The following is a 20970-nucleotide window of genomic DNA, read 5'->3' as shown; positions in this document are numbered from 1 at the left end:
TGGACGGGTTCCGGGGATGAGCTGTGCTGCGTCACAGCACAAGCCTATCCGTCCGTCGTGCCCTGCACTCGGTTCAATCCAGGATTTCGCCGGTGGCCATGTTGACGGCGGGATCCGCTTCACCGTGCTGGGCATCTTCAGAGGAGCGGTCGTGGAGGGCGGCCATGACTTTCGCGGCCAACGCCGGTCCAAAGCCGTCCACCTCTTGAATCTCCTCCAGCCGGGCGGCACGCAGCTTCTTGGCGGAACCGAAATGTTTGAGCAGAGCCTTTTGTTTGGCGGGGCCAACGCCCGGTAGCTCATCCAGTACGGAACTGATCATGGACTTGGTGCGCTTGGCGCGGTGGAAGGTGATGGCAAACCGGTGGGCCTCATCCCGGACCCGCTGCATGAGGTACAGGGCCTCGGAGGCGCGGGGCAGGATGACCGGGAACTCGTCATCTGGCACCCACACTTCTTCCAGTCGCTTGGCCAGCCCCACCACGGCCACGTCCACGACTCCCAGATCCTCCAACGCCTGTGCTGCGGCAGCCACTTGCGGTGGCCCGCCGTCCACCACCACCAAGTTGGGAGGGTAGGCAAAGCGCTTGCGCGCTGCGGGATCCGAGTCCAGGGAGTCCGGATCCAAGGCTCCGGTGCTGGGGCCGGTGTCCCCCTGCTCCATCTCCGCCTGTTGCGCCAGATAGCGGCTGAAGCGGCGGTGGATGACGTCGTACATGGAGGCGGTGTCGTCCCGGGCTGCCTCCCCGGTGATGGCGAATTTGCGGTACTCGGCCTTACGCGGCAGACCGTCCTCAAACACCACCATGGAGGCCACCACATTGGTGCCCTGGACATGGGAGATGTCGTAACACTCAATGCGCATGAGGGCTTCTGGCAGGTCCAGGGCTTCCTGCAACTGCTGCAGTGAGGCAGACCGGGTGGTGATGTCCCCGGCACGCCGGGACTTGTGCAGGGCCAAGGCTTGGCGGGCGTTCTCCTGCACGGTTTCCATCAAATGCGCTTTGTCCCCGCGACGCGGCGTGGAGATGGAAACTTTGGAACCACGCAGTTGGCTCAACCAGGTTTCCAGATCGGCAGCCCCCTGAACCTCATCGGAGACCAGAACCGTGCGGGGAATCAAGTCTTCCCGGTAGTCGAGTTCCACGCTGCGGGGACGGTGATGCGACCCCCGTTCCTCCCTGGCGGCCTGCGCCCTGAGCTCTGCACCGGTGATGCTGTCCGCAGCACCTTCGCCGTAGACCTGTTGCAACAAGGCTTCCAGCAGATGCGCCCGGTCTGTTTCCTCGACTTTCTCCGTGACCCACCCGCGTTGGCCGCGAATACGCCCTCCGCGCACGTGAAACACCTGAACGGCTGCTTCCAGTTCGTCATCGGCCAGGGCAAAGAAGTCCGCATCCACGGCATCCGAGAGCACCACGGCATTGCGTTCAAAGGCTTTGCGCAGGGCTTCGACGTCGTCACGCCGTGCGGCAGCGGTTTCAAAGTCCTGAACCGCGGCTGCGGCGCGCATTTTCTCTTCGAGCTCTTTGATGAAGGGCTCGGCCCGTCCAGACATGAACTGACACAGGTCTTCTGCCAGGGCACGGTGGTCCTCCTGGGAGATTTGCCCCACACACGGCGCCGTGCATTTGCCGATGTACCCCAATAAACACGGCCGGCCGGATCGTTCCGCGCGCTTGTACACACCCGGGGCGCAGGAGCGAACGGGGAACACGCGTAGGACGGCGTCCAAGGTTTCCCGGATGGCCCACGCTTGGGAGTAGGGACCAAAATACCGGGTGCCCTTTTTTTTGGTGCCGCGGGTGACCAGTGCGCGCGGCACTTTCTCCCCCATGGTCACGGCCAGATAGGGGTAGGACTTGTCATCCCGGTAGGCAATGTTGAACCGCGGCTGGAACTGCTTGATCCAGGTGTATTCCAGTTGCAGGGACTCCAACTCAGAGCCCACCACAACCCACTCCACCCCGGCAGCGGTGGTGACCATGGTCCGGGTTTTGGGTGCCAGTGAAGGCAACGGGGCAAAGTAACTGACCAAGCGGTTGCGGAGGTTCTTGGCCTTGCCCACGTAAATCACGCGCCCCGTGGCATCACGGAAGCGGTACACACCCGGGTCCGTGGGGATTTCCCCCCGAGCCGGCCGGTAGCTGCTGGGGTCAGCCACGGGCGGCGTCACGCTCCACGGACGGCGGGTTGTTGTACGTGTCCGCGCGTTCCTGGCCGGAAAGCTCAGCGATCGCGTCCATGACCCGATCAACGACGGCGCGGCGCTGCGCGCCGGTCTGGCGCCCATCCACTCGGTCGATGGGCAACGGCTGGCCGATGTGTAGCTCAAACTTGCGCGGCACAATCATGCGGGAGCCCGGGCGTTGCAGCTTTTCGGTGCCTTTCAGCGCCACGGGAACCACGGGGGCACCGGTAGACAGGGCGGTGAACGCCACCCCCGTACGGCCGCGATACAAACGCCCGTCCCGGGACCGGGTGCCTTCCGGGAACACCCCGAACACTCCGCCGTCGGCCAGCAGTTTGAGAGCGGGGTCCAAAGCGGCAACGGACTCGGACTGCCTGGAACGATCCACAGGGATCAGGCCCAGCACACCGTAGACAAAGGTCATGAATTTGCCCTTGATGCCGGGGGCATTGGCCAGTGAGGCTTTGGTGATGAACCCAACACGGCGGGGCATCAAAGCGGAGATGATGATGCCGTCCAAGAAGGATAGGTGGTTGGAGGCCACGATCACCGGACCGCTGGCGGGGAAATTGTGCTGACCTGTGATGGTGGGGCGGCAGACCACCCGGAACGCCAGACCCACGGCCTTTTGTGTTGCCCGGTACAGCTTCACCGCTCCCCCTCAAGGATCTCTTTCAAGAACATACCAGTGTGGCTGTCCGGATTGGCAGCCACCTGCTCCGGTGTTCCTTCCGCCACCACGCGACCTCCACCGGAGCCTCCGTCAGGTCCCATGTCGATCACCCAGTCCGCAGTCTTGATGACATCCAAATTATGCTCGATGGTCATGACGGAGTTGCCCTTGTCCACCAATCCTTGCAGCACCTTCAGCAACTTGCTGATGTCCTCAAAGTGCAGGCCGGTGGTGGGTTCGTCCAACACGTAAATGGTGTCACCGTGGGAGCGCTTCTGCAGTTCCGCCGCCAACTTGACGCGTTGCGCCTCACCACCGGACAGCGTGGTGGCCGGCTGGCCCAGGCGCACGTAACCCAAGCCAACGTCCACCAGGGTGTTCAGGTGCCGTGCAATGGCGGTGTAGGCGGAGAAGAACTCAGCAGCCTCCTCAATGGGCATGTCCAAGACTTCCGCAATGGACTTGCCCTTGTAGTGCACCTCCAGTGTCTCCCGGTTGTACCGCGCACCCTTGCAGACCTCACAGGGGACGTAAACATCCGGCAGAAAGTTCATCTCAATTTTCAACGTGCCATCACCTGAGCAGGCCTCACAGCGCCCCCCCTTGACGTTGAACGAAAACCGGCCCGGCTGATACCCACGGATCTTGGCTTCCGGGGTGTCCGCGAACAACTTACGAATCCGGTCAAAAACCCCCGAATAGGTGGCGGGGTTGGAGCGCGGCGTGCGTCCAATCGGCGACTGATCCACGTGCACGATCTTCTTGAGTTGATCCGCGCCTTCAATGCGCTTGTGACGTCCCGGTACCTGCTTGGCGCCGTTGAGCTCATTGGCCAGCTTGGTGTAAAGAATCTCGTTCACCAGGGAGGACTTGCCGGAGCCGGACACCCCCGTCACGGCAGTGAAGACACCCAGCGGAAAAGTGACGTTGATGTTCTGCAGGTTGTTCTCCTGCGCACCGATCACGGTCAACACGCGCTTGGGGTCTATGGGCCGCCGAGTGGCCGGCACCTCAATGCGCTTGCGTCCGGAGAGGTAGTCGGAAGTGATGGAGTCATGATTGGCCAGCAACTCCTGGTATCCACCGGAGTGCACCACCCGGCCACCGCGCTCACCAGCACCCGGACCCACATCCACAATCCAGTCGGCTTCCCGGATGGTGTCCTCATCATGTTCCACCACAATCAGGGTGTTGCCCATGTCCCGCAGTTTGGTCAACGTTTGGATCAACCGGCGGTTGTCACGCTGGTGCAACCCAATCGAGGGTTCATCGAGCACATACAGCACACCCACCAGACCCGCCCCGATCTGGGTGGCCAACCGGATGCGCTGCGCCTCACCGCCGGACAGCGTGGCGGAGGCCCGCTCCAAGTTCAGGTAGTCCAGTCCAACATCCAGCAGGAAGGTCAGGCGTGCCTCAATCTCCTTCAACACCTGATCTGCAATACGAGCTTCCCGCTCATTGAGTTCCAGTCCTTGGAAAAAGCTCAGGGCCTCCCGCATGGGCAGTGCCGTTGCCTGAGCAATGGAGAGTCCGCCCACGGTGACCCCCAACATGGTGGGGTTCAGACGTTGTCCCTGACACGCGGGGCAGGGAATCTGGCGCATGTACTGTTCGTACCGGTCCTTGGCGTGATCGGACTCAGTTTCTTGATGCTTACGCCGGATGTAGGTGTAGACGCCCTCAAAGCCCTGGCTGTAGCGCCGTTCGCGGCCCCACCGGTTCTTATAGGACACCGTGACCTTGTAGTCCTTGCCTTCCAGAAGAGCCTTGCGTGCGGAGGCAGACAGATTCTTCCAGGGGGTGACCAAGTCAAAGCCAAGATCCTCCCCCAGCCCCGCCATGAGGCGGTTCCAGTAGTCACTGGTTGACTTGCCCAAGGCCCACGGTTGGATGGCACCCTCCACCAGGCTCAAGTCCGGATCCGGGACCACCAGGTGTTCGTCCACTTCCAACCGCGTGCCAATACCGTCACACTCGGGGCAGGCACCGAAGGGTGCGTTGAAGGAGAATGCTCGGGGCTCAATCTCATCCGTACCCAACGGGTGTTCGTTGGGGCAGGCCAGGTTTTCGGAAAAGCTCTGGCGCAGTTCGATCCCGTCAGGCGCTTCCTCCCCCTCCCGCAGGACCAGTTCAATCACCACACGGCCATCAGCCAAGCCCAGAGCGGTCTCAATGGAGTCGGTCAGCCGCCGCTCCATGCCTTCCTTGATCACCAGGCGGTCGATCACCACGTCAATGTCGTGCTTGTACTGCTTCTTGAGCTTGGGCGGATCATCCAGCGAGACCTGCTCCCCGTCAACCACCGCGCGGGCATAACCCTGTTGGGTCAAAGAGGCGAACAGATCCGCAAACTCGCCCTTGCGGCGTCGAACAACCGGGGCCAACACCTGAAAACGCGTGCGCTGCGGCATGGTGAGCAGACGATCCACAATCTGTTGCGGTGTCTGCTTGGTGATGGGTTCACCGCAGACCGGGCAGTGTGGATGACCCACACGCGCCCACAGCAGACGCATGTAGTCATAAATCTCCGTGATGGTGCCCACCGTGGAACGCGGGTTCTTTGAGGTGGACTTCTGATCAATGGAAACCGCCGGGGAGAGCCCCTCAATGAAGTCGACGTCCGGCTTGTCCACACGGCCCAAGAACATACGAGCGTAGGAGGACAAGGACTCCACGTAACGCCTTTGACCTTCGGCAAAAATGGTGTCGAAGGCCAGGGAGGACTTGCCGGAACCGGACAGCCCGGTGAAAACCACCATGGCATCACGGGGAATGGTCAGATCAACATTGTGAAGGTTGTGTTCGCGCGCGCCCTGCACCACGATCTCCGTGAGATCTGTGGGAGCAGTGGCCTGGGCTTGGGGCACGGACACGGCGGGGGAAACAGTTTCAGCAGGCACGTCCGCCAGCTTATCGCCGGTCACCGACAACCTGAATTGCAGCTTCCCCGCAACCTCAGATGTGATCCCGCCGGTAGGCCAGGAGCAACCAGGTCAGATTGACCACCACTCCGGCCAGCGGAACCACACCCACTCGCCAGTTCCACAGGAATCCGGTGCCCGCAGACAGCGTGAACACCACGGCCCCCAGAATGCACAGCGCTGCCATCAGATGTAACACGTACGGGATGTTTTTCACCCACAGCAGCAGCGGAACCGCGTAGAGCAACCCCACCCCCACCGCAGTGCCCACCGTGGGCTGAGGGTTGAGGGCAACACCCAGTTCCGGGTCCAAACTGGCGGCAACGATCTCCGGGTCGTGGGTCTGAATCCACAACGTGGCCATCACAAGAAGATAAGAGACGATTGTGACTGTGATGAGACGCACGGGGCGCTTGCGTTCCCACTCCTGGTCAGCCGGGGGTAGCACAGCTGGCATAGCGCCTTTCATCACACACCTTGGTTTGGGGATGAATGCAACCCCTGAACCGTCTTAGAATCGTCCGCATGATCGTAACCGACACACAGACTGTGGATCTGACCGAGATCACAGTCCGTTCCATTCAGGTCAGCGACATGGCAAATAATGTCTACCTCCTGACCTCCAAAACGCACGGTACCCAAGTGCTGATCGACGCCGCCGACAACCCCCGCGCCATCGCCGGCCTGGTGGGTGCAGGTTGCCACGATTGCAGCCTGTCCGGCAGCCTCCAGATGATCATCACCACGCATTCGCACTGGGATCACGTGCGAGCTCTGGCCGAGGTCAAGTCCCGTTCGGAGGCTGTCACAGCCTGCGGTTCGGATGACGAGGACGACATTGACGTTGCCATGGACCTGACCCTGGATCACGGGGACATTGCGGAGTTTGACGGCTTTGACCTGGAAGTCATCGGCTTGCGTGGGCACACTCCGGGCTCCATTGCCCTGGTGTACCGCGACCCCCAGGGACCCGTCCGGATCTTCACCGGCGATTCCCTGTTCCCCGGGGGCGTGGGCAAGACCGACAGTCCGGAGGAGTTCCAGCAGCTCTACAAGGACGTGGTCACCCGGATCTTTGACCGCTTTGACGATGACACCGTGATCTACCCCGGCCACGGTGATCCCACCACCCTGGGCGCCGAACGCCCGCATTTGCAGGAGTGGCGCGACCGCGGCTGGTGACTTTGTCCCCTTTCTGACGACGACGCCGGCCCTCACCGTGCGGGAGCAGTGCTCACGCGGGGTGGGGGCCGACGTCGTTGCCGTTTCGGCTCAGGCAGTACCCCAGAGTGCGACTGCTGTGATGTCTGCCGCCCCGGATAGGCTGATGCCGATGTCACTACTTGATGCACTCTCCCCTGGTTTGTCAGCCCCCGGGCAGCACTCTCTGCGCGGGGATTTCGCGCGGAATCCGCTGAGCCCGGATGAGATTTTTGAGGGCTTTGTGGGGTGGGCTGCCAGCCGTGATCTGGAGCTTTACCCGCACCAGGAGGAAGCCACCCTGGAAGTGGCAGGCGGGGCAAACGTCATTTTGGCCGCGCCCACCGGCTCCGGCAAGTCCATGGTTGCGCTGGCTGCGCATTTTGCGGCCTTGGCCACGGGGCAGCGTTCCTATTACACGGCGCCCATCAAAGCGTTGGTCTCGGAAAAGTTCTTTGCCCTCTGTGCTGCTTTCGGGGCGGAGAACGTGGGCATGGTCACCGGTGATTCCGCGGTCAATGCGGAGGCGCCCATCGTGTGCTGCACCGCGGAGATCCTTGCCAACATTGCTCTGCGGGAGGGCCCGGATGCAGACCTTGGTCCGGTGGTCATGGATGAATTCCACTTCTACGCAGATCCCCAGCGGGGTTGGGCGTGGCAGGTGCCGCTGGTGGAGTTGCCCCAAGCGCAGTTCATCCTAATGTCTGCCACGCTGGGTGAGACCACCCGGATTGAAGATCGTCTGCGCTCAGTCACCGGGCGGGACGTGGCCGTGGTCAATGACGCACAGCGACCCGTACCGTTGACCTACTACTACTCCCAGATCCCCGTGTTGGAGCAGTTGGAGGAACTGGTCTCAACACACCAGGCACCCGTGTACGTGGTGCATTTCTCCCAGCTGCAGGCCATGGATCAGGCGCAGGCGCTCATGAGCGCCAATGTGCTGTCCAAGGCGGAGAAGGAACGGGTGGCGGAGGTGATTGCGAACTTCAAGTTCGCGGCCGGATTCGGCAAGACACTCAACCGCCTGGTGCGCAACGGCATTGGTGTCCACCACGCGGGCATGCTGCCCAAGTATCGGCGGCTGGTGGAGCAGCTGGCCCAGGACGGCCTGCTGAAGGTGATCTGTGGAACAGACACCTTGGGTGTGGGTATCAACGTGCCCATTCGCACCGTGCTGATCACGGCGCTGTCCAAGTTCGATGGAACTCGGACTCGGCGCCTGATGTCCCGCGAGTTCCACCAAATTGCCGGACGGGCCGGACGGGCGGGTTTTGACACCCAGGGCACGGTGGTGGTCCAGGCTCCCGAACATGACATTGAGAATGCCCGGGCCATGGAAAAGGCGCGGCGCAAGCACGGGGATGATGAAAAGAAACTGCGTCAGATCCCCAAGAAGAAACCACCTCAGGGCTTTGTCTCCTGGTCCAACAAGACCTTTGACGCCCTGGTGGAATCTCAACCGGAGGCACTGCGCTCAACATTCACGGTGACCCACTCCATGCTGCTCAATCTTCTGCAGCGCCACGGTGATCCAGTGGCCGCCACTGTCCATTTGCTCAACGGGCTGGATGGCACGGCTGCAGACCGTAGGCGGTGGGTCCGGGAGGCTCTGGGGATTCTGCGTGAGCTGTTGGCCACCGGCGTGGTGGAGCGGTTGGGTCGTACTGAGGACAACGCCCACCGCTACCGACTGACAGTGGAGCTGCAGGAGAACTTTGCCCTGAACAACGCGTTGGCGCCGTTTGCCTTGGCCGCTTTGACTCTGCTGGATCCGGAGGCGGAGGGCTTTGAACTGGATGCGGTCTCCGTCATTGAAGCCACCTTGGAGCGCCCGCGCCAGGTGTTGATGATGCAGGAGAAGAAGGAAAAGACAGAGGCCCTGGCTCGTATGAAGGCCGATGGCCTGGAGTACAACGAACGCATGAGGGAACTGGATGAGGTCGCCTGGCCCATGCCTCTGCGGGAGTTGTTGGAGCAAGCCTTTGAGACGTACAGGTCTTCCGCGCCGTGGGTGGCTCAGCACGAACTCACCCCCAAATCCGTGGTCCGGGACATGTTTGAACGCGCCATGACCTTTGGCCAGTACGTCCAGTTCTACAGCTTGACCCGATCAGAAGGCATCTTGCTGCGCTATTTGACGGATGCCTACCGGGCGTTGCGGCAGACCGTGCCAATTGAACTGCGCACGGAAGCTCTGGAGGACATCATCGAATGGCTGGGTGAGACCATCCGGCAGACGGACAACTCCCTCCTGGATGAATGGGAGAAATTGGCTCGTGGGGAGGAATCACCCATGGGGACCTCCCAAGATTCTCTGGCCGAGCTCATGGAAGAACAGGCTCCCGCCATCACCCAAAACCTGCGCGCTTTCCGCATCATGGTCCGCAATGCCATGTTCCAGCGTGTGGAACTTTTTGCCCAGGAGAAGGACAAGACTTTGGGTGCCCTGGATGGCGGCACAGGGTGGGACCGTGACCGGTGGGCGGACGCCCTGGATGCCTACTTCAACGAATACGACGACATCTACACGGACGCGCAGGCACGTGGCCCCGCGTTGATCCGGATCAACGAATCACCCGCCGGACTGGACGGTTTCTGGACCGTCCAGCAGGTGTTTGATGACCCGGACGGCAATCATGATTACGGCATCAATGCCCGCATTGACCTGGCTGCTTCCGACTACGACGGCTTTCCGGCCGTACTGGTGGACAACGTGGGGCCGATCACGGAGACAGGCCGCTGAACTCCACGGCACGGTAATGCGTCTATAACCGCATATGATGACATTATGCAATTAGAACTGCATGGGAGGCTGAATGCCGTACGTTGTCACCGCTGATCGGCGGGATTCTCGCAGCCATCCCGGAAAGTTGGACATGTCCGGGCACAGAGAGTTACTGCAAGATCAAGCGCTCGGTGCCGTGCTGGACTGGCAGGTGGCCTCCGGGGATGAACTGCAAGCTCTTTACACAGATCCGGAGCAGGCGCTGCACGCGGTTCTGATGCTGGTGGACGCCCAGGACTGGCACGTGGGAGTGGGGGTTGGACCGGTGGACACTCCCCTGCCACCCACTGTTTCCGAGGCCACGGGGCCCGCATTTGTCAGTGCCCGTGTTGCGGTTGACTTTGCCAAAGCAGCACCGGGGCACACTTGCGTTCAAGGCTCTGACACCACGCCTTCAGCCGGCCAGGCGGATGCGGTGTTGGGTTTGCTGGCCACCGTGCGGCGTCGTCGAACAGAGACCTCCCGTGCGGCCGCTGACCTCGCCGATCGCGGGTACACCCAACTGGCCATCGCACAGGAGCTGGGGATCACGCAGCCATCCGTGTCCAGGCGTCTGTCCACGGCCATGTGGCAGGAGGAAAAGGCTGTCCGGGAGGTTCTGGTGGACCTGTTGCATCGAGCCGATCAGGAGGCTTGCGGTCATGAGTGATTCGGCCGGGCACCGCGCTTCCACGGCACCGGGTGTACGTGGCTCCCTGTGGAGCGCCCGCGGGGTGACCACGGTCTGGGCGCCGCTGCTGCTGATCACGGTGATCCTGGTGCTGTGGGCGCTGTCGGCTGGGGTACCGGTTTGGGTGACTGGCCTTGTGGTGGTCACGGCCTTTGCGCTGTCCGGAGACCCGGTCGTGCGTTTTCTGCTGTATGTTGCCCGGGATCTGGAAGCCCAGCGGCGCAACACCATGGCTCTGATCACTGGTGGGCCTGAGTCTCCGGGTCGGGGCGGCGCAACGGAAGCACTCGCGGCCGACCCCTCAGCCGCGGCCCCAGAGCCAATGGGCCCACCGTTGCGGGGTGGTTTGGTCATTGGGATCTTGGAGCGAGCCTGTGTGGCCGCCTGCTTGGCCATGGGATTCCCCAACGGCGTGGCCATTGTGGTGGCCATCAAAGGCTTGGCCCGATACGGGGAGTTCACCACGGCTTTTCAGCGCGAACAGTTCATCATTGGCACGTTGGCTTCCCTGCTCTGGGCCGCACTGGGCGCTGGAGTGTTCCTCCTGCTCAGATCAACCTGAGCGCGCTGGCACTGCTGGACGGAAACCCGGTGGAGGCGTAGTCCGAAACAGGGGGGTTTCAACAGTCTGAAAACGGCGGGAGGCCGGGACCCAGGGGTCCCGGCCTCCCACCGTCAACACATGGAATCTCACACCTTGGGGTGGGAGTCCTTGTCCAGAGTTTCCGGCTCGGGGGCTTCGCCGGTGCGTTCAAAGTGTTCGTGCTTTCCACGGGCACGGGCCAGAAGGTCGCGGAACTCGTCTCCTTCGTCGATGAGTTCCTGCTGATACTTCTCCGGCACGTTCGGCATACGTGCCGCGAGCTTGGCGCCCTTGGCAGCAAGCCGTTCGCGTTCAGCAACCGGTGCGTCCTGCGGCAGGGTCACGTAGGCCTCAGCCACGTTGCGCAGCCCGGAAATCACCCGCAGCGCACGGCCCTTGGGGCTGTAGAGGGAGAGCAGCACGGTGAGTACCAGGACGCCGATGATCACGGTCAGTGACTGGCTGATGGTGACTTCCGGCGGGAAGTGCACGGGATCGCCGCCGTTGATGAACGGAAGGTCATTTTCATGGAGGGCGTGGACAATCAGCTTGTAGCCGATGAAGCCCAGAATGATGGCCAATCCCCACGACAGGTAAATCAGGCGATCCAGCAGGCCGTCAATCAGGAAGTACAGCTGACGCAGACCCATCAGGGAGAACGCCACGGCCGTGAACACCAGGTAGGTCTCCTGGGTCAGGCCAAAGATCGCGGGAATGGAGTCGAAGGCGAACAGGATGTCCGTGCCGCCAATGGCCACCATGACCAACAGCATGGGAGTCATCACACGCTTGCCGTTTTCCACCGTGAACAGTTTGTCGCCGTCGTAGTAATCAGTGGTGGGGATGAAACGCTTGGCCAGGCGAATGATGAAGTTGTCCGCCTCGTCCTCAGTGGAGCCGTCTTTGAGCTCCCCGCGGATCAGGTTCACGGCGGTGAAGATCAGGAAGATACCGAAAATGTAGAACAGCCAGGCCAGTGCATTCAGGGCTGCTGCACCGATGAAGATGAAGCCTGTACGGGCGATCAGCGCAAAAGTGATGCCGAACAACAGAACCTTCTGCTGGTCCTCGCGGGGGACCTTGAAGGAAGCAATGATGATCAGGAACACAAAGAGGTTGTCAACGGACAGAGCCTTCTCCGTGATGTACCCGGCATAGTACTCGCCACCGTACGTGGGGCCCCACTGCCACAGGACAAACAGGCCGAAGATCAGGGCTGCGCCCACGTAGATGGCAGACCAGATGGCCGCTTCTTTGATGTGAGGTTCGTGTGCCTTACGGACGTGGAAGAAATAGTCGAAAGCCAACATACCGAGAATCACGGCGATGGTGACTCCCCAGATCACAGGTGAAACTTCCAAGGAAGCGTCCTCTCCAAGATGGGTATGGGTTGAGAACGCAAGTCTCTCCGTCGGATCTTTCCGGTGTCATCCGCGCTGCGGCCACCTGTAAATTCCCGACCGTTGTGCCCGGCTGAGCCACTGTGGGCCCCGCGTGCTGACGTTCACAACGTGTGTGGATACTCCCTTACGCTGCGAACATGCTACACGGCTGCCTGTGCCGGACAAGGCTCAGGACCCGGCAGAGTCCCGCACGTGACGCAACTCGCGTTTGAGGTCTGCCAGTTCATCGCGGATTCTGGCTGCGAGTTCAAACTTCAGATCAGCTGCTGCCTGATTCATCTGTTCGGTGAGTTGCAGCACCAAGTCCTCCAGGTTTTGCGCGGGGCCGGCTTCCACACCGTCCTGACGCAACTGACGTTCGGCCCCGTCCAGAGCAGCTGCAGCCTGGGCGTCCTTGGCAGGGCCAGTTTTCCCGCTGGCTGCTGAACGTGCGGCCAACAGTTCGTGAGTGTCCTCAGCTTCCCGGGCCAGCTGGTCGGTGATGTCCGCAATGCGCTTCCGCAGAGGTTGCGGGTCTATGCCGTGCTCCTTGTTGTACGCAATCTGCACGTCACGGCGGCGGTTGGTTTCATCAATCGCCGTCTGCATGGAGTCTGTGATCTTGTCCGCGTACATGTGCACCTGCCCGTTGAGGTTACGGGCGGCACGTCCAATGGTCTGGATCAAAGATGTGGTGGACCGCAAGAAGCCTTCCTTGTCGGCATCCAAGATGGAGACCAGGGAAACTTCCGGAAGGTCCAATCCTTCACGCAGCAGGTTGATGCCCACCAGGACATCGAACACACCTTGGCGTAGCTCGCTGAGCAGTTCCACCCGGCGCAGGGTGTCCACATCCGAGTGGAGATACTGGACCTTGACCCCGTGTTCCATGAGGTAGTCCGTCAGGTCTTCCGCCATGCGTTTGGTCAGCGTGGTCACCAGAACACGCTCGTCTTTGGCCACGCGGGTGTTGATTTCATCCAGGAGGTCGTCAATCTGGCCCCGGGTCGGTTTGATCACAACCTCCGGGTCCACCAGACCGGTGGGGCGAATGATCTGTTCCACGTAACCGTCGGCCTTGCCCAGCTCATAGGAACCCGGGGTAGCCGACAGGTAGACGGTCTGGCCGATCCGTTCCAAGAACTCATCCCACTTCAGAGGCCGGTTGTCCATGGCCGAGGGCAACCGGAACCCGTGCTCCACCAGAGTACGTTTCCTGGACATGTCGCCCTCATACATGCCGCCGATCTGCGGAACGGTTACATGGGATTCATCAATGACCAGCAGAAAATCATCCGGGAAGTAGTCCAGCAGGCAGTGCGGAGCGGAGCCGGGGCCACGGCCGTCGATGTGCCGGGAGTAGTTCTCAATCCCGTTGCAGTAGCCCATCTGCTGCATCATTTCCAGGTCATAGGTGGTGCGCATGCGCAGACGTTGCGCTTCCACCAGCTTGTTCTGAGATTCCAGGGTGTCCAGCCGCTCGCGGAGTTCATCCTCAATCTCGGTGACAGCCCTGGCCATCCGTTCGGCACCGGCAACGTAGTGAGAGGCCGGGAAAACGTACATTTCGGTCTCTTCCCGAATGATCTCTCCCGTCAGCGGGTGCAGGGTGTAGATGGACTCGATCTCATCCCCAAAAAATTCAATGCGGATGGCGTGTTCCTCATACATGGGAATGATCTCCACGGTGTCCCCGCGGACCCGAAAAGTGCCCCGGTGGAAATCGAGATCGTTACGGGCGTACTGCATGTTGACAAACTGCCGCAGAAGGTCGTCCCGGTCCATTTCCGCCCCCACTTTGAGGGTGACCATCTGCTGGATGTATTCCTCCGGAGTGCCCAGACCGTAAATACAGGAGACTGTGGAGACCACTACGACGTCGCGCCGTGTCAGCAGCGCGTTGGTGGCCGAGTGACGCAGCCGCTCCACTTCCTCATTGATGGAGGAATCCTTCTCAATGAAAGTGTCCGTCTGTGGGACGTAGGCCTCCGGCTGGTAGTAGTCGTAGTAGGAGACAAAGTATTCGACAGCGTTGTTGGGCAGCAGTTCCCGTAGCTCACTGGCCAGCTGCGCCGCCAGGGTCTTGTTCTGCACCATGAGCAGCGTGGGACGCTGCACTGATTCGATCAACCACGCGGCAGTGGCCGACTTGCCCGTACCCGTGGCACCCAGCAGGACAATGTCCTTTTCGCCGTCGTTGACGCGCTGCGTCAGCTCCGCGATGGCCTTGGGCTGATCACCGGCAGGTTTGTACTCGGAGACGACTTCAAAGGGTGCAACGACGCGATTGATCTCCTGTGCCAAGCTCATGCGATCAGCCTACGCCCGGGCTCAGACAGCCGTAGTGGTCATTCGCGCCTGGCACACGCACACAGTCGCCTCACTGCTGCGTTGCTGTCCACCACTGATCCACCGCTGTTTCCAACTGATCCAGCGATCGGTCATTGAGGAACACGTGATCCGCCACCGCGCGCCGTTCGGCATCCGCGGCCTGGGCGTCGATGCGGGCAGCGGCATCCGCTTCTGACATGCCACGGTTGTCCACCATGCGCCGTATCCGCTCGATCCGCGGCGCTTCCACCACCAGGACCACGTCAAAATCCGCGGCCTGTCCGGTTTCCACCAGCAGGGGGATGTCATGGACGATCACCACGTCTTCACCGTGTTCGGCAACCGCCTGCTCCACCAGCTCTGTGGACCTGGCCCGCACCAGCGGATGGATGATCGCGTTGAGTCGGGCACGGGCGCCGTCGTCGGCAAAAATCAACTCCCCCAGCGCCCGGCGGTCCAGCGAACCATCCGCCGCGATCATCTGCGGGCCGAACTCACGAGCGATCTCCACCAATCCGGGCTGCGCGGGCTCCTGCAACTGCCGAACAATGACGTCCGAATCCACCAGAACTGCGCCGTTCTCCACCAATCTGGCAGCCACGGCCGACTTACCGGAGGCAATTCCACCAGTCAACGCAATGTGCAACATGCTCACAGGCTACCCACCACACACCCCACCCGCGGCGCGGCGCGAACAGCGGGGGTCCATAGACTCTTTTCATGCCGCAGCGTTACACCGTCCTGGACTCCCCCGCAGAAATCAGGCACCAGATTGAGATCAAAAAGTCCCGGTTCCTGACGGTTCTCAAGCGCATCGAGTCGGAGGATCAGGCCACCGATCTCCTGGCCGATCTGCGCCGCGAATTCCACGACGCCCGCCACCACTGCTCGGCTTGGGTTTTGGGTCCGGACCGGCGCCTCCAGCGCTCTTCCGACGACGGCGAACCATCCGGCACGGCAGGTGTTCCCATGCTGGAAGCCATTACGCAACGTAGGACGGAGCCAGGTGGTGCTGCGGAATCCTTGCAGGATGATCTGACGGATCTGTCGGATGTGTGCGCCGTCGTCGTGCGGTGGTTCGGTGGAACGCTGCTGGGCGCAGGCGGATTGGTGCGGGCCTATTCAGACTCCGTTTCCCAAGCCTTGGACCAAGCCGCCTACACCCAGCGGGCGCGCATGGCCCACTGTGATGTCCCGGCCTCGTTGGCAGAAGCCGCGCGCTGGGAGAACGAACTGCGTTCTGCGGGCATTCAGGTGCTGGACACCTCCTGGGCCGCGCACGGCGCCACGCTGCACGTGGCCACCCATGACACCCCAAGCCATGTGGCCGAACTGGAGATGTTCGTGGCGCAGCTGACCTCCGGAACGGCGCCCCTGGTTCAGCAGACTTCTGAGTGGATGGACCTGCCTGCTGCCTGAACTACCGCGGTCCTGACCTACCGCGGTCCTGAGTTACCTGGGTCCTGGCCGCCGGAGCCGAGTTTCCAACTTTGCGGCCGCTGACTGCTTCAGGCCACCCAAAAATGCGCATTCGGCACCAGGCACCGTAAAAGTGCGGACTCGGCACCAGGCAGGCGGCATGGGGAAGGCCCCGTCACTCACCTGGAGTGACGGGGCCTTCCGTTCGGACCGATCAGAAGATCAGTTGCCGGTCAGCTTTTCGCGCAGGGCGGCCAAGGCCTCGTCAGAGGCCAAGGTGCCTTCGTCCTCAGCCGGGGCCTCGGAGGAGTAGGAAGTCGGCGCAGCAGCAGCGGCGGCAACACCGGCACCGGCCACGGCGGCCTCGGCATCCTCGGTCAGGTGACGGCGCACCTGCTCCTTGTGGGCTTCCCAACGGGTCTGGGCATCCGCGTACTGCTGCTCCCAAGCGGCACGCTGGTCCTCGAAACCTTCGATCCACTCGTTGGTCTCGGGGTCAAAGCCCTCGGGGTACTTGTAGTTGCCCTCGTCGTCGTACTCAGCGGCCATGCCGTACTGAGCGGGATCGAACTCGGTGGACTCGGGGTCCACGCCCTCGTTGGCCTGCTTCAGGGACAAGGAGATCCGACGGCGGTCCAAGTCAATGTCGATGACCTTGACGAAAAGGTCCTCGTTGACGCCAACCACCTGGTCTGCCAGGTCCACGTGACGCTGAGCCAGCTCGGAGATGTGCACCAGGCCCTCGATGCCGTCTTCCACGCGAACGAACGCGCCGAACGGAACCAGCTTGGTGACCTTGCCGGGCACAACCTGGCCCAGGGCGTGGGTGCGGGCGAACAGCTGCCAGGGATCTTCCTGGGTGGCCTTCAAGGACAGGGAGACACGCTCGCGGTCCATGTCCACGTCCAAAACCTCAACCTTGACTTCCTGGCCGACCTCAACAACCTCACCCGGGTGGTCAATGTGCTTCCAGGACAGCTCGGAGACGTGCACCAGGCCGTCAACGCCGCCCAGGTCAACGAACGCACCGAAGTTGACGATGGAGGAGACGTGGCCGGAACGAACCTGGCCCTTCTCCAACTTGTTCAGGAAGTCGGAGCGGACCTCGGACTGGGTCTGCTCCAACCAGGCGCGGCGGGACAGGACCACGTTGTTGCGGTTCTTGTCCAGCTCAATGATCTTGGCTTCCAGCTTCTGGCCGATGTAGGGAGCCAGGTCGCGCACGCGGCGCATCTCGACCAAGGAAGCGGGGAGGAAGCCGCGCAGTCCGATGTCGATGATCAGACCACCCTTGACAACCTCAATGACGGTACCGGTGACAACGCCGTCTTCTTCCTTGACCTTCTCGATGTCGCCCCAGGCGCGCTCGTACTGGGCGCGCTTCTTGGAGAGAATCAGACGGCCTTCCTTGTCCTCCTTGGTGAGGACCAGGGCTTCGACCTCATCGCCCACGGTCACGACCTCATCGGGGTCGATGTCGTGCTTGATGGACAGCTCGCGGGACGGGATGACACCTTCGGTCTTGTAACCGATGTCAAGGAGGACCTCGTCACGGTCAACCTTGACAACAGTGCCTTCCACCAGATCGCCGTCGTTGAAGTACTTGATGGTCGCATCGACGGCTGCGAGGAAGTCTTCCTCCGAGCCAATGTCGTTGACGGCAACCTGCGGGGTGGTGGTGGTCATGTAGTAGGGACTCCGATGAATTGATAATGGTCAGTGAAGCGTCCACACGGCGTGAACCAGTGAAGGCTTCTACGTGTATGGACAGTGTGCGCAGAACACACACCCGGACAGTCTAGGACTGCGCCGGAGTGCGAATCAATACCACAGCCTGGTGTGTCAGCAAGAACACGTGGAGCATTCGCCGGGCACCACCGGCTCTGATTTCAGTGGGCCGCGGCGTTCCAGTCCGGGCCCACGCCCACGTTGACTTCCAACGGCACGGAGAGCTCAATGGCTGAACCCATCTGCGTCCGCAGCACGTCACTGACCTGCTCCACCTCACCGGCGGCTGCCTCCACCACCAGTTCGTCATGGACCTGCATGAGCACCCGGGAGCGCAGCCCGCGCTGGGCCAGTTCCCGGTCCACCAGGATCATGGCTTTCTTGATGATGTCCGCAGCCGACCCCTGGATGGGCGCGTTCAGCGCCATTCGCTCGGCAGCCTGACGCAGTTGGCGGTTGTCGCTGGTCAGATCGGGCAGATAACGACGACGACCGTCGATGGTTTCCGTGTAACCGTTCTCCCGCGCCACGTCCACCACACCGCGCAGGAAGTCCCTGACGCCGCCAAATCGCTTGAAGTAGTCAGACATCATGGTCCGGGCTTCATCCACGGAGATGTTCAACTGCTGGGAGAGTCCATAGGAACTCAGCCCGTACACCAGCCCGTAGCTCATGGCTTTGACCTTGGAGCGCATCTGCGCGGTGACATCCTCCGGTTCCACCCCGAACACTTTGGAACCTACGTAGCGGTGCAGGTCCTCACCGCCGCAGAAGGCTTCAATCAAGCCTTCATCCTTGGACAGGTGCGCCATCACACGCATCTCAATCTGCGAATAATCGGCCGTGACCAACTCTTCATAAGACCCGGCTGAATCGTGACCCACCACAAAGGCCGCACGGATCTGACGACCTTCCTCACTGCGCACCGGAATGTTCTGCAAATTAGGGTCCGTGGAGGACAACCGGCCCGTGGCGGCAACAGTCTGCTGGTAGTCCGTGTGAATCCGACCATCATCCTTGATCGCTGATTTGAGGCCCTGAACAATTTGTTTGAGCTTGGTTGAATCCCGCCACCTGCGCAGGGCCAGAAGGAACTGCGCGCCGGGGGAATCCAGGTCCACCTTGGTCAGCAGTTCTTCAAGTGCAGCGGCAGACGTGGTGTAACCAGTTTTGATCTTTTTGGTGGGCGGAAGCTCCAGGGTGTCAAACAGCACGGTCTGCAACTGTTTGGTGGACCCCAGGTTGACCTCAGCAGCACCGTCCTCACGGGGGACCAACTCTTGGGCAGCATCCCAAGCCTGTTTGATGGGGCCTTCCAGGTTGGTCAACAGAGTGTTGACGCGGTCCAGGTCCACGGCCACACCGGTCAGCTCCATCTGACCCAGGATCTTGGCCAGCGGCAGATCCATTTGTGTCAACAAGGCACTTTGGCCATCTGTTTCCAATCTGGCCCGCAGGTGGTTGGACAATTGCAAGGAAGCCACGGCCAGCTCCCCTTCCCGCAGGGCCACCTCAGCGGATGTACGCGGGCCCTCACCTGCGGCTGCACCGGCCACGTCCAAGGAAAGTTGTTCGTCAGCTGCCTGCTTCCCCGCCTCCCCCACCGGTGGAACTTCCAGATCCAGATAGTCCGCCAGTAGCCCTTCCAGGGTGTAGTGCCGGCGGGCGGGCTCCAGCAGGTAGGCGGACAGAGCAATGTCATCCACCACCCCGTCCAACTCAAGCCCGCGAAGGTGCAGCGACTTCCACAGATCCTTGAACGCCTCCACCACTTTGGGCTCGGTGGTGGAAGCCAGCCACTCGGCCAGCACTTCCTCCACATCGGTGGCTGCATTCATCATGTCCAGGTGCACAGCCGTGGCCGGATGTTCCCCGTCCTGAGCACGGGCCAACAACAACTCGGTGACTTCACGGCCACCGGGTTGGGGGGCGTCGTCGTCGTGACGCAGGGGGCGAATGGCTACTTCCCGGCCCTGACCTGCCGCAAGCCACTGGGAGAGCTGCTGCGCAGAGTCAATGGTCTCCGCCACCTGCAACCCCGAGGCAGCCGAGGACGGCCCGGATTCCGGTCCTGCAAAAGCATCCAGGACGCGTCCCCGCAGGCCGGAGCCGAAATCAAGGTCATCAAACAAGGCGTTAACAGCCTCGGCATCAGGCTCCGGCAGAACCGCCTGCTCCAAGGCGAGGTCAAGGTCCAGGGCTGTTTCCAGACGGTTGAGCTTGCGGTTGCGGCGCACCAGCTCCAGGTTCTCCCGCAGTGCCTCACCCTTTTTGCCCGTGATCTTCTGCGCGTGATTGATCACGGACTCAACGTCCCCGTAAGCCTCAATCCACTTGGCGGCAAAGCCCGGTCCAACACCTGGGACTCCAGGAAGGTTGTCCGCCTGCTCCCCCGTCAGCGCGGCCAAATCCGGGTAGTTCTGCGGCGGAACCTTGTACTTGTCCATGACCGCTGCAGCATCCATCATCTTCAGATCGGATGGCGTGCGGCCGGGGTACACCACGGTGACGTGCTCATCCACCATCTGAAAGGCATCCCGGTCCCCGGAAAACACCAGGACCTCAAAATCTTCGGCGGCACCGCGACGGGCCAGCGTGGCCAGGACATCGTCCGCCTCATAGCCTTCTTTGGTCACCACAGGCACCCCCAAGGCTTCCAAAATCGCCTGAATCCGCGGCACCTGACCGTGGAAAGCCTCCGGGGTTTCATCCCGCCCACCCTTGTACTCCTGGTACTCCTGCGATCGCAGCGTGGGGCCTTCCAGATCAAAGGAGACCACCAGGTGAGTGGGCTGATGCTCACGCATCATCTTGGCCATGGTGTTCAGAAACCCGTACACAGCTTCCGTGTGCTCACCGGATTCGGTGACAAAAGCGGGGCCGTTGCCGTATTCGGCGGCGCGGGAGAGCGCAAAAAACGCCCGAAAGGCCAGCGAGTGGCCATCAATCAGCAACAGCCGCCGCTCAGGCCGGGACACCGGCACCGGCAGCTGGACTTCCCGGGGGTTTTCGGTCTTGGAACCGATCACTACGACGGCGGGCTGGGGCTGACTCTGATCGCTCACAGCTCCATCCTAGAGG

14 protein-coding genes are annotated in these 20970 nt (G+C 61.6%); 5 read left to right on the top strand and 9 right to left on the bottom strand.

Translation table 11 applies throughout. The annotated features are described in order from the left end of the window. Positions 1 to 73: 73 nt before the first annotated feature. The 4 genes from uvrC to Q4G32_RS03085 all read right to left on the bottom strand — a co-directional run bounded on the left by uvrC (position 74) and on the right by Q4G32_RS03085 (position 6245). Positions 74 to 2164 (bottom strand): excinuclease ABC subunit UvrC, encoded by a 2091-nt coding sequence (uvrC, locus tag Q4G32_RS03100; protein ID WP_303349187.1) that lies wholly within the window; start codon positions 2162 to 2164, stop codon positions 74 to 76. Beyond that, the gene (locus tag Q4G32_RS03095; protein ID WP_303349186.1) at positions 2157 to 2843 is read right to left on the bottom strand and encodes a lysophospholipid acyltransferase family protein; all 687 of its coding nucleotides are present in this window, start codon (positions 2841 to 2843) and stop codon (positions 2157 to 2159) included. The genes uvrC and Q4G32_RS03095 overlap by 8 nt, the downstream gene beginning before the upstream one ends. Further along, positions 2840 to 5740 (bottom strand): excinuclease ABC subunit UvrA, encoded by a 2901-nt coding sequence (gene uvrA, locus Q4G32_RS03090; protein WP_303349272.1) that lies wholly within the window; start codon positions 5738 to 5740, stop codon positions 2840 to 2842. Before uvrA ends, Q4G32_RS03095 begins: the two co-directional genes overlap by 4 nt. An 82-nt stretch (positions 5741 to 5822) precedes the next feature. After that, positions 5823 to 6245, bottom strand: a complete 423-nt coding sequence (locus tag Q4G32_RS03085) for a hypothetical protein (protein WP_303349185.1) — start codon at positions 6243 to 6245, stop codon at positions 5823 to 5825. A 68-nt stretch (positions 6246 to 6313) separates the two neighbouring features. Between Q4G32_RS03085 and Q4G32_RS03080 the strand changes: the two genes are divergently transcribed. The 4 genes from Q4G32_RS03080 to Q4G32_RS03065 all read left to right on the top strand — a co-directional run bounded on the left by Q4G32_RS03080 (position 6314) and on the right by Q4G32_RS03065 (position 11008). After that, positions 6314 to 6970: an MBL fold metallo-hydrolase gene (locus tag Q4G32_RS03080; protein ID WP_303349184.1), complete on the top strand. Its 657-nt coding sequence runs from the start codon at positions 6314 to 6316 to the stop codon at positions 6968 to 6970. Between the two features lie 151 nt (positions 6971 to 7121). After that, positions 7122 to 9734, top strand: coding sequence for a DEAD/DEAH box helicase (locus Q4G32_RS03075; protein ID WP_303349183.1), 2613 nt, complete (start codon positions 7122 to 7124; stop codon positions 9732 to 9734). 73 nt (positions 9735 to 9807) lie between these two features. After that, positions 9808 to 10425, top strand: a complete 618-nt coding sequence (locus tag Q4G32_RS03070) for a transcriptional regulator (protein WP_303349182.1) — start codon at positions 9808 to 9810, stop codon at positions 10423 to 10425. Next, on the top strand, positions 10418 to 11008 hold the full coding sequence (locus Q4G32_RS03065; protein ID WP_303349181.1) for a hypothetical protein: 591 nt from the start codon (positions 10418 to 10420) through the stop codon (positions 11006 to 11008). The genes Q4G32_RS03070 and Q4G32_RS03065 overlap by 8 nt, the downstream gene beginning before the upstream one ends. 128 nt (positions 11009 to 11136) lie before the next feature. Here the strand turns inward: Q4G32_RS03065 and Q4G32_RS03060 are convergent, their stop codons facing one another. The 3 genes from Q4G32_RS03060 to coaE all read right to left on the bottom strand — a co-directional run bounded on the left by Q4G32_RS03060 (position 11137) and on the right by coaE (position 15391). Beyond that, complete coding sequence (locus tag Q4G32_RS03060) at positions 11137 to 12390, bottom strand: TerC family protein (RefSeq protein ID WP_303349180.1); 1254 nt, start codon at positions 12388 to 12390, stop codon at positions 11137 to 11139. A gap of 210 nt (positions 12391 to 12600) precedes the next feature. Further along, the gene (uvrB, locus tag Q4G32_RS03055; protein WP_303349179.1) at positions 12601 to 14721 is read right to left on the bottom strand and encodes an excinuclease ABC subunit UvrB; all 2121 of its coding nucleotides are present in this window, start codon (positions 14719 to 14721) and stop codon (positions 12601 to 12603) included. A 70-nt stretch (positions 14722 to 14791) separates the two neighbouring features. Next, complete coding sequence (gene coaE / locus Q4G32_RS03050) at positions 14792 to 15391, bottom strand: dephospho-CoA kinase (RefSeq protein ID WP_303349178.1); 600 nt, start codon at positions 15389 to 15391, stop codon at positions 14792 to 14794. 71 nt (positions 15392 to 15462) lie between these two features. Here coaE and Q4G32_RS03045 point away from each other — a divergent pair, with 71 nt between their 5' ends. Further along, a complete protein-coding gene (locus Q4G32_RS03045; protein WP_303349177.1) occupies positions 15463 to 16161 on the top strand; it encodes an IMPACT family protein in 699 nt (232 codons plus the stop codon). A gap of 222 nt (positions 16162 to 16383) precedes the next feature. On the opposite strand, the gene rpsA is transcribed toward Q4G32_RS03045, so the two are convergent. Together rpsA and polA are read right to left on the bottom strand one after the other, a co-directional pair. Next, positions 16384 to 17847 carry a 30S ribosomal protein S1 gene (rpsA, locus tag Q4G32_RS03040; protein WP_303349176.1) on the bottom strand — a complete coding sequence of 488 codons (1464 nt, stop codon included), beginning with the start codon at positions 17845 to 17847 and terminating at the stop codon, positions 16384 to 16386. Between the two features lie 203 nt (positions 17848 to 18050). After that, positions 18051 to 20954, bottom strand: a complete 2904-nt coding sequence (gene polA / locus Q4G32_RS03035; RefSeq protein WP_303349175.1) for a DNA polymerase I — start codon at positions 20952 to 20954, stop codon at positions 18051 to 18053. Between the last annotated feature and the right edge of the window lie 16 nt (positions 20955 to 20970).

Origin of the sequence: Kocuria sp. (assembly GCF_030538595.1) — a bacterium.
Taxonomy (GTDB): domain Bacteria; phylum Actinomycetota; class Actinomycetes; order Actinomycetales; family Micrococcaceae; genus Kocuria.
Note: the sequence above shows the minus strand (reverse complement) of the source record. Positions and strands in the feature narration are given on the sequence as shown.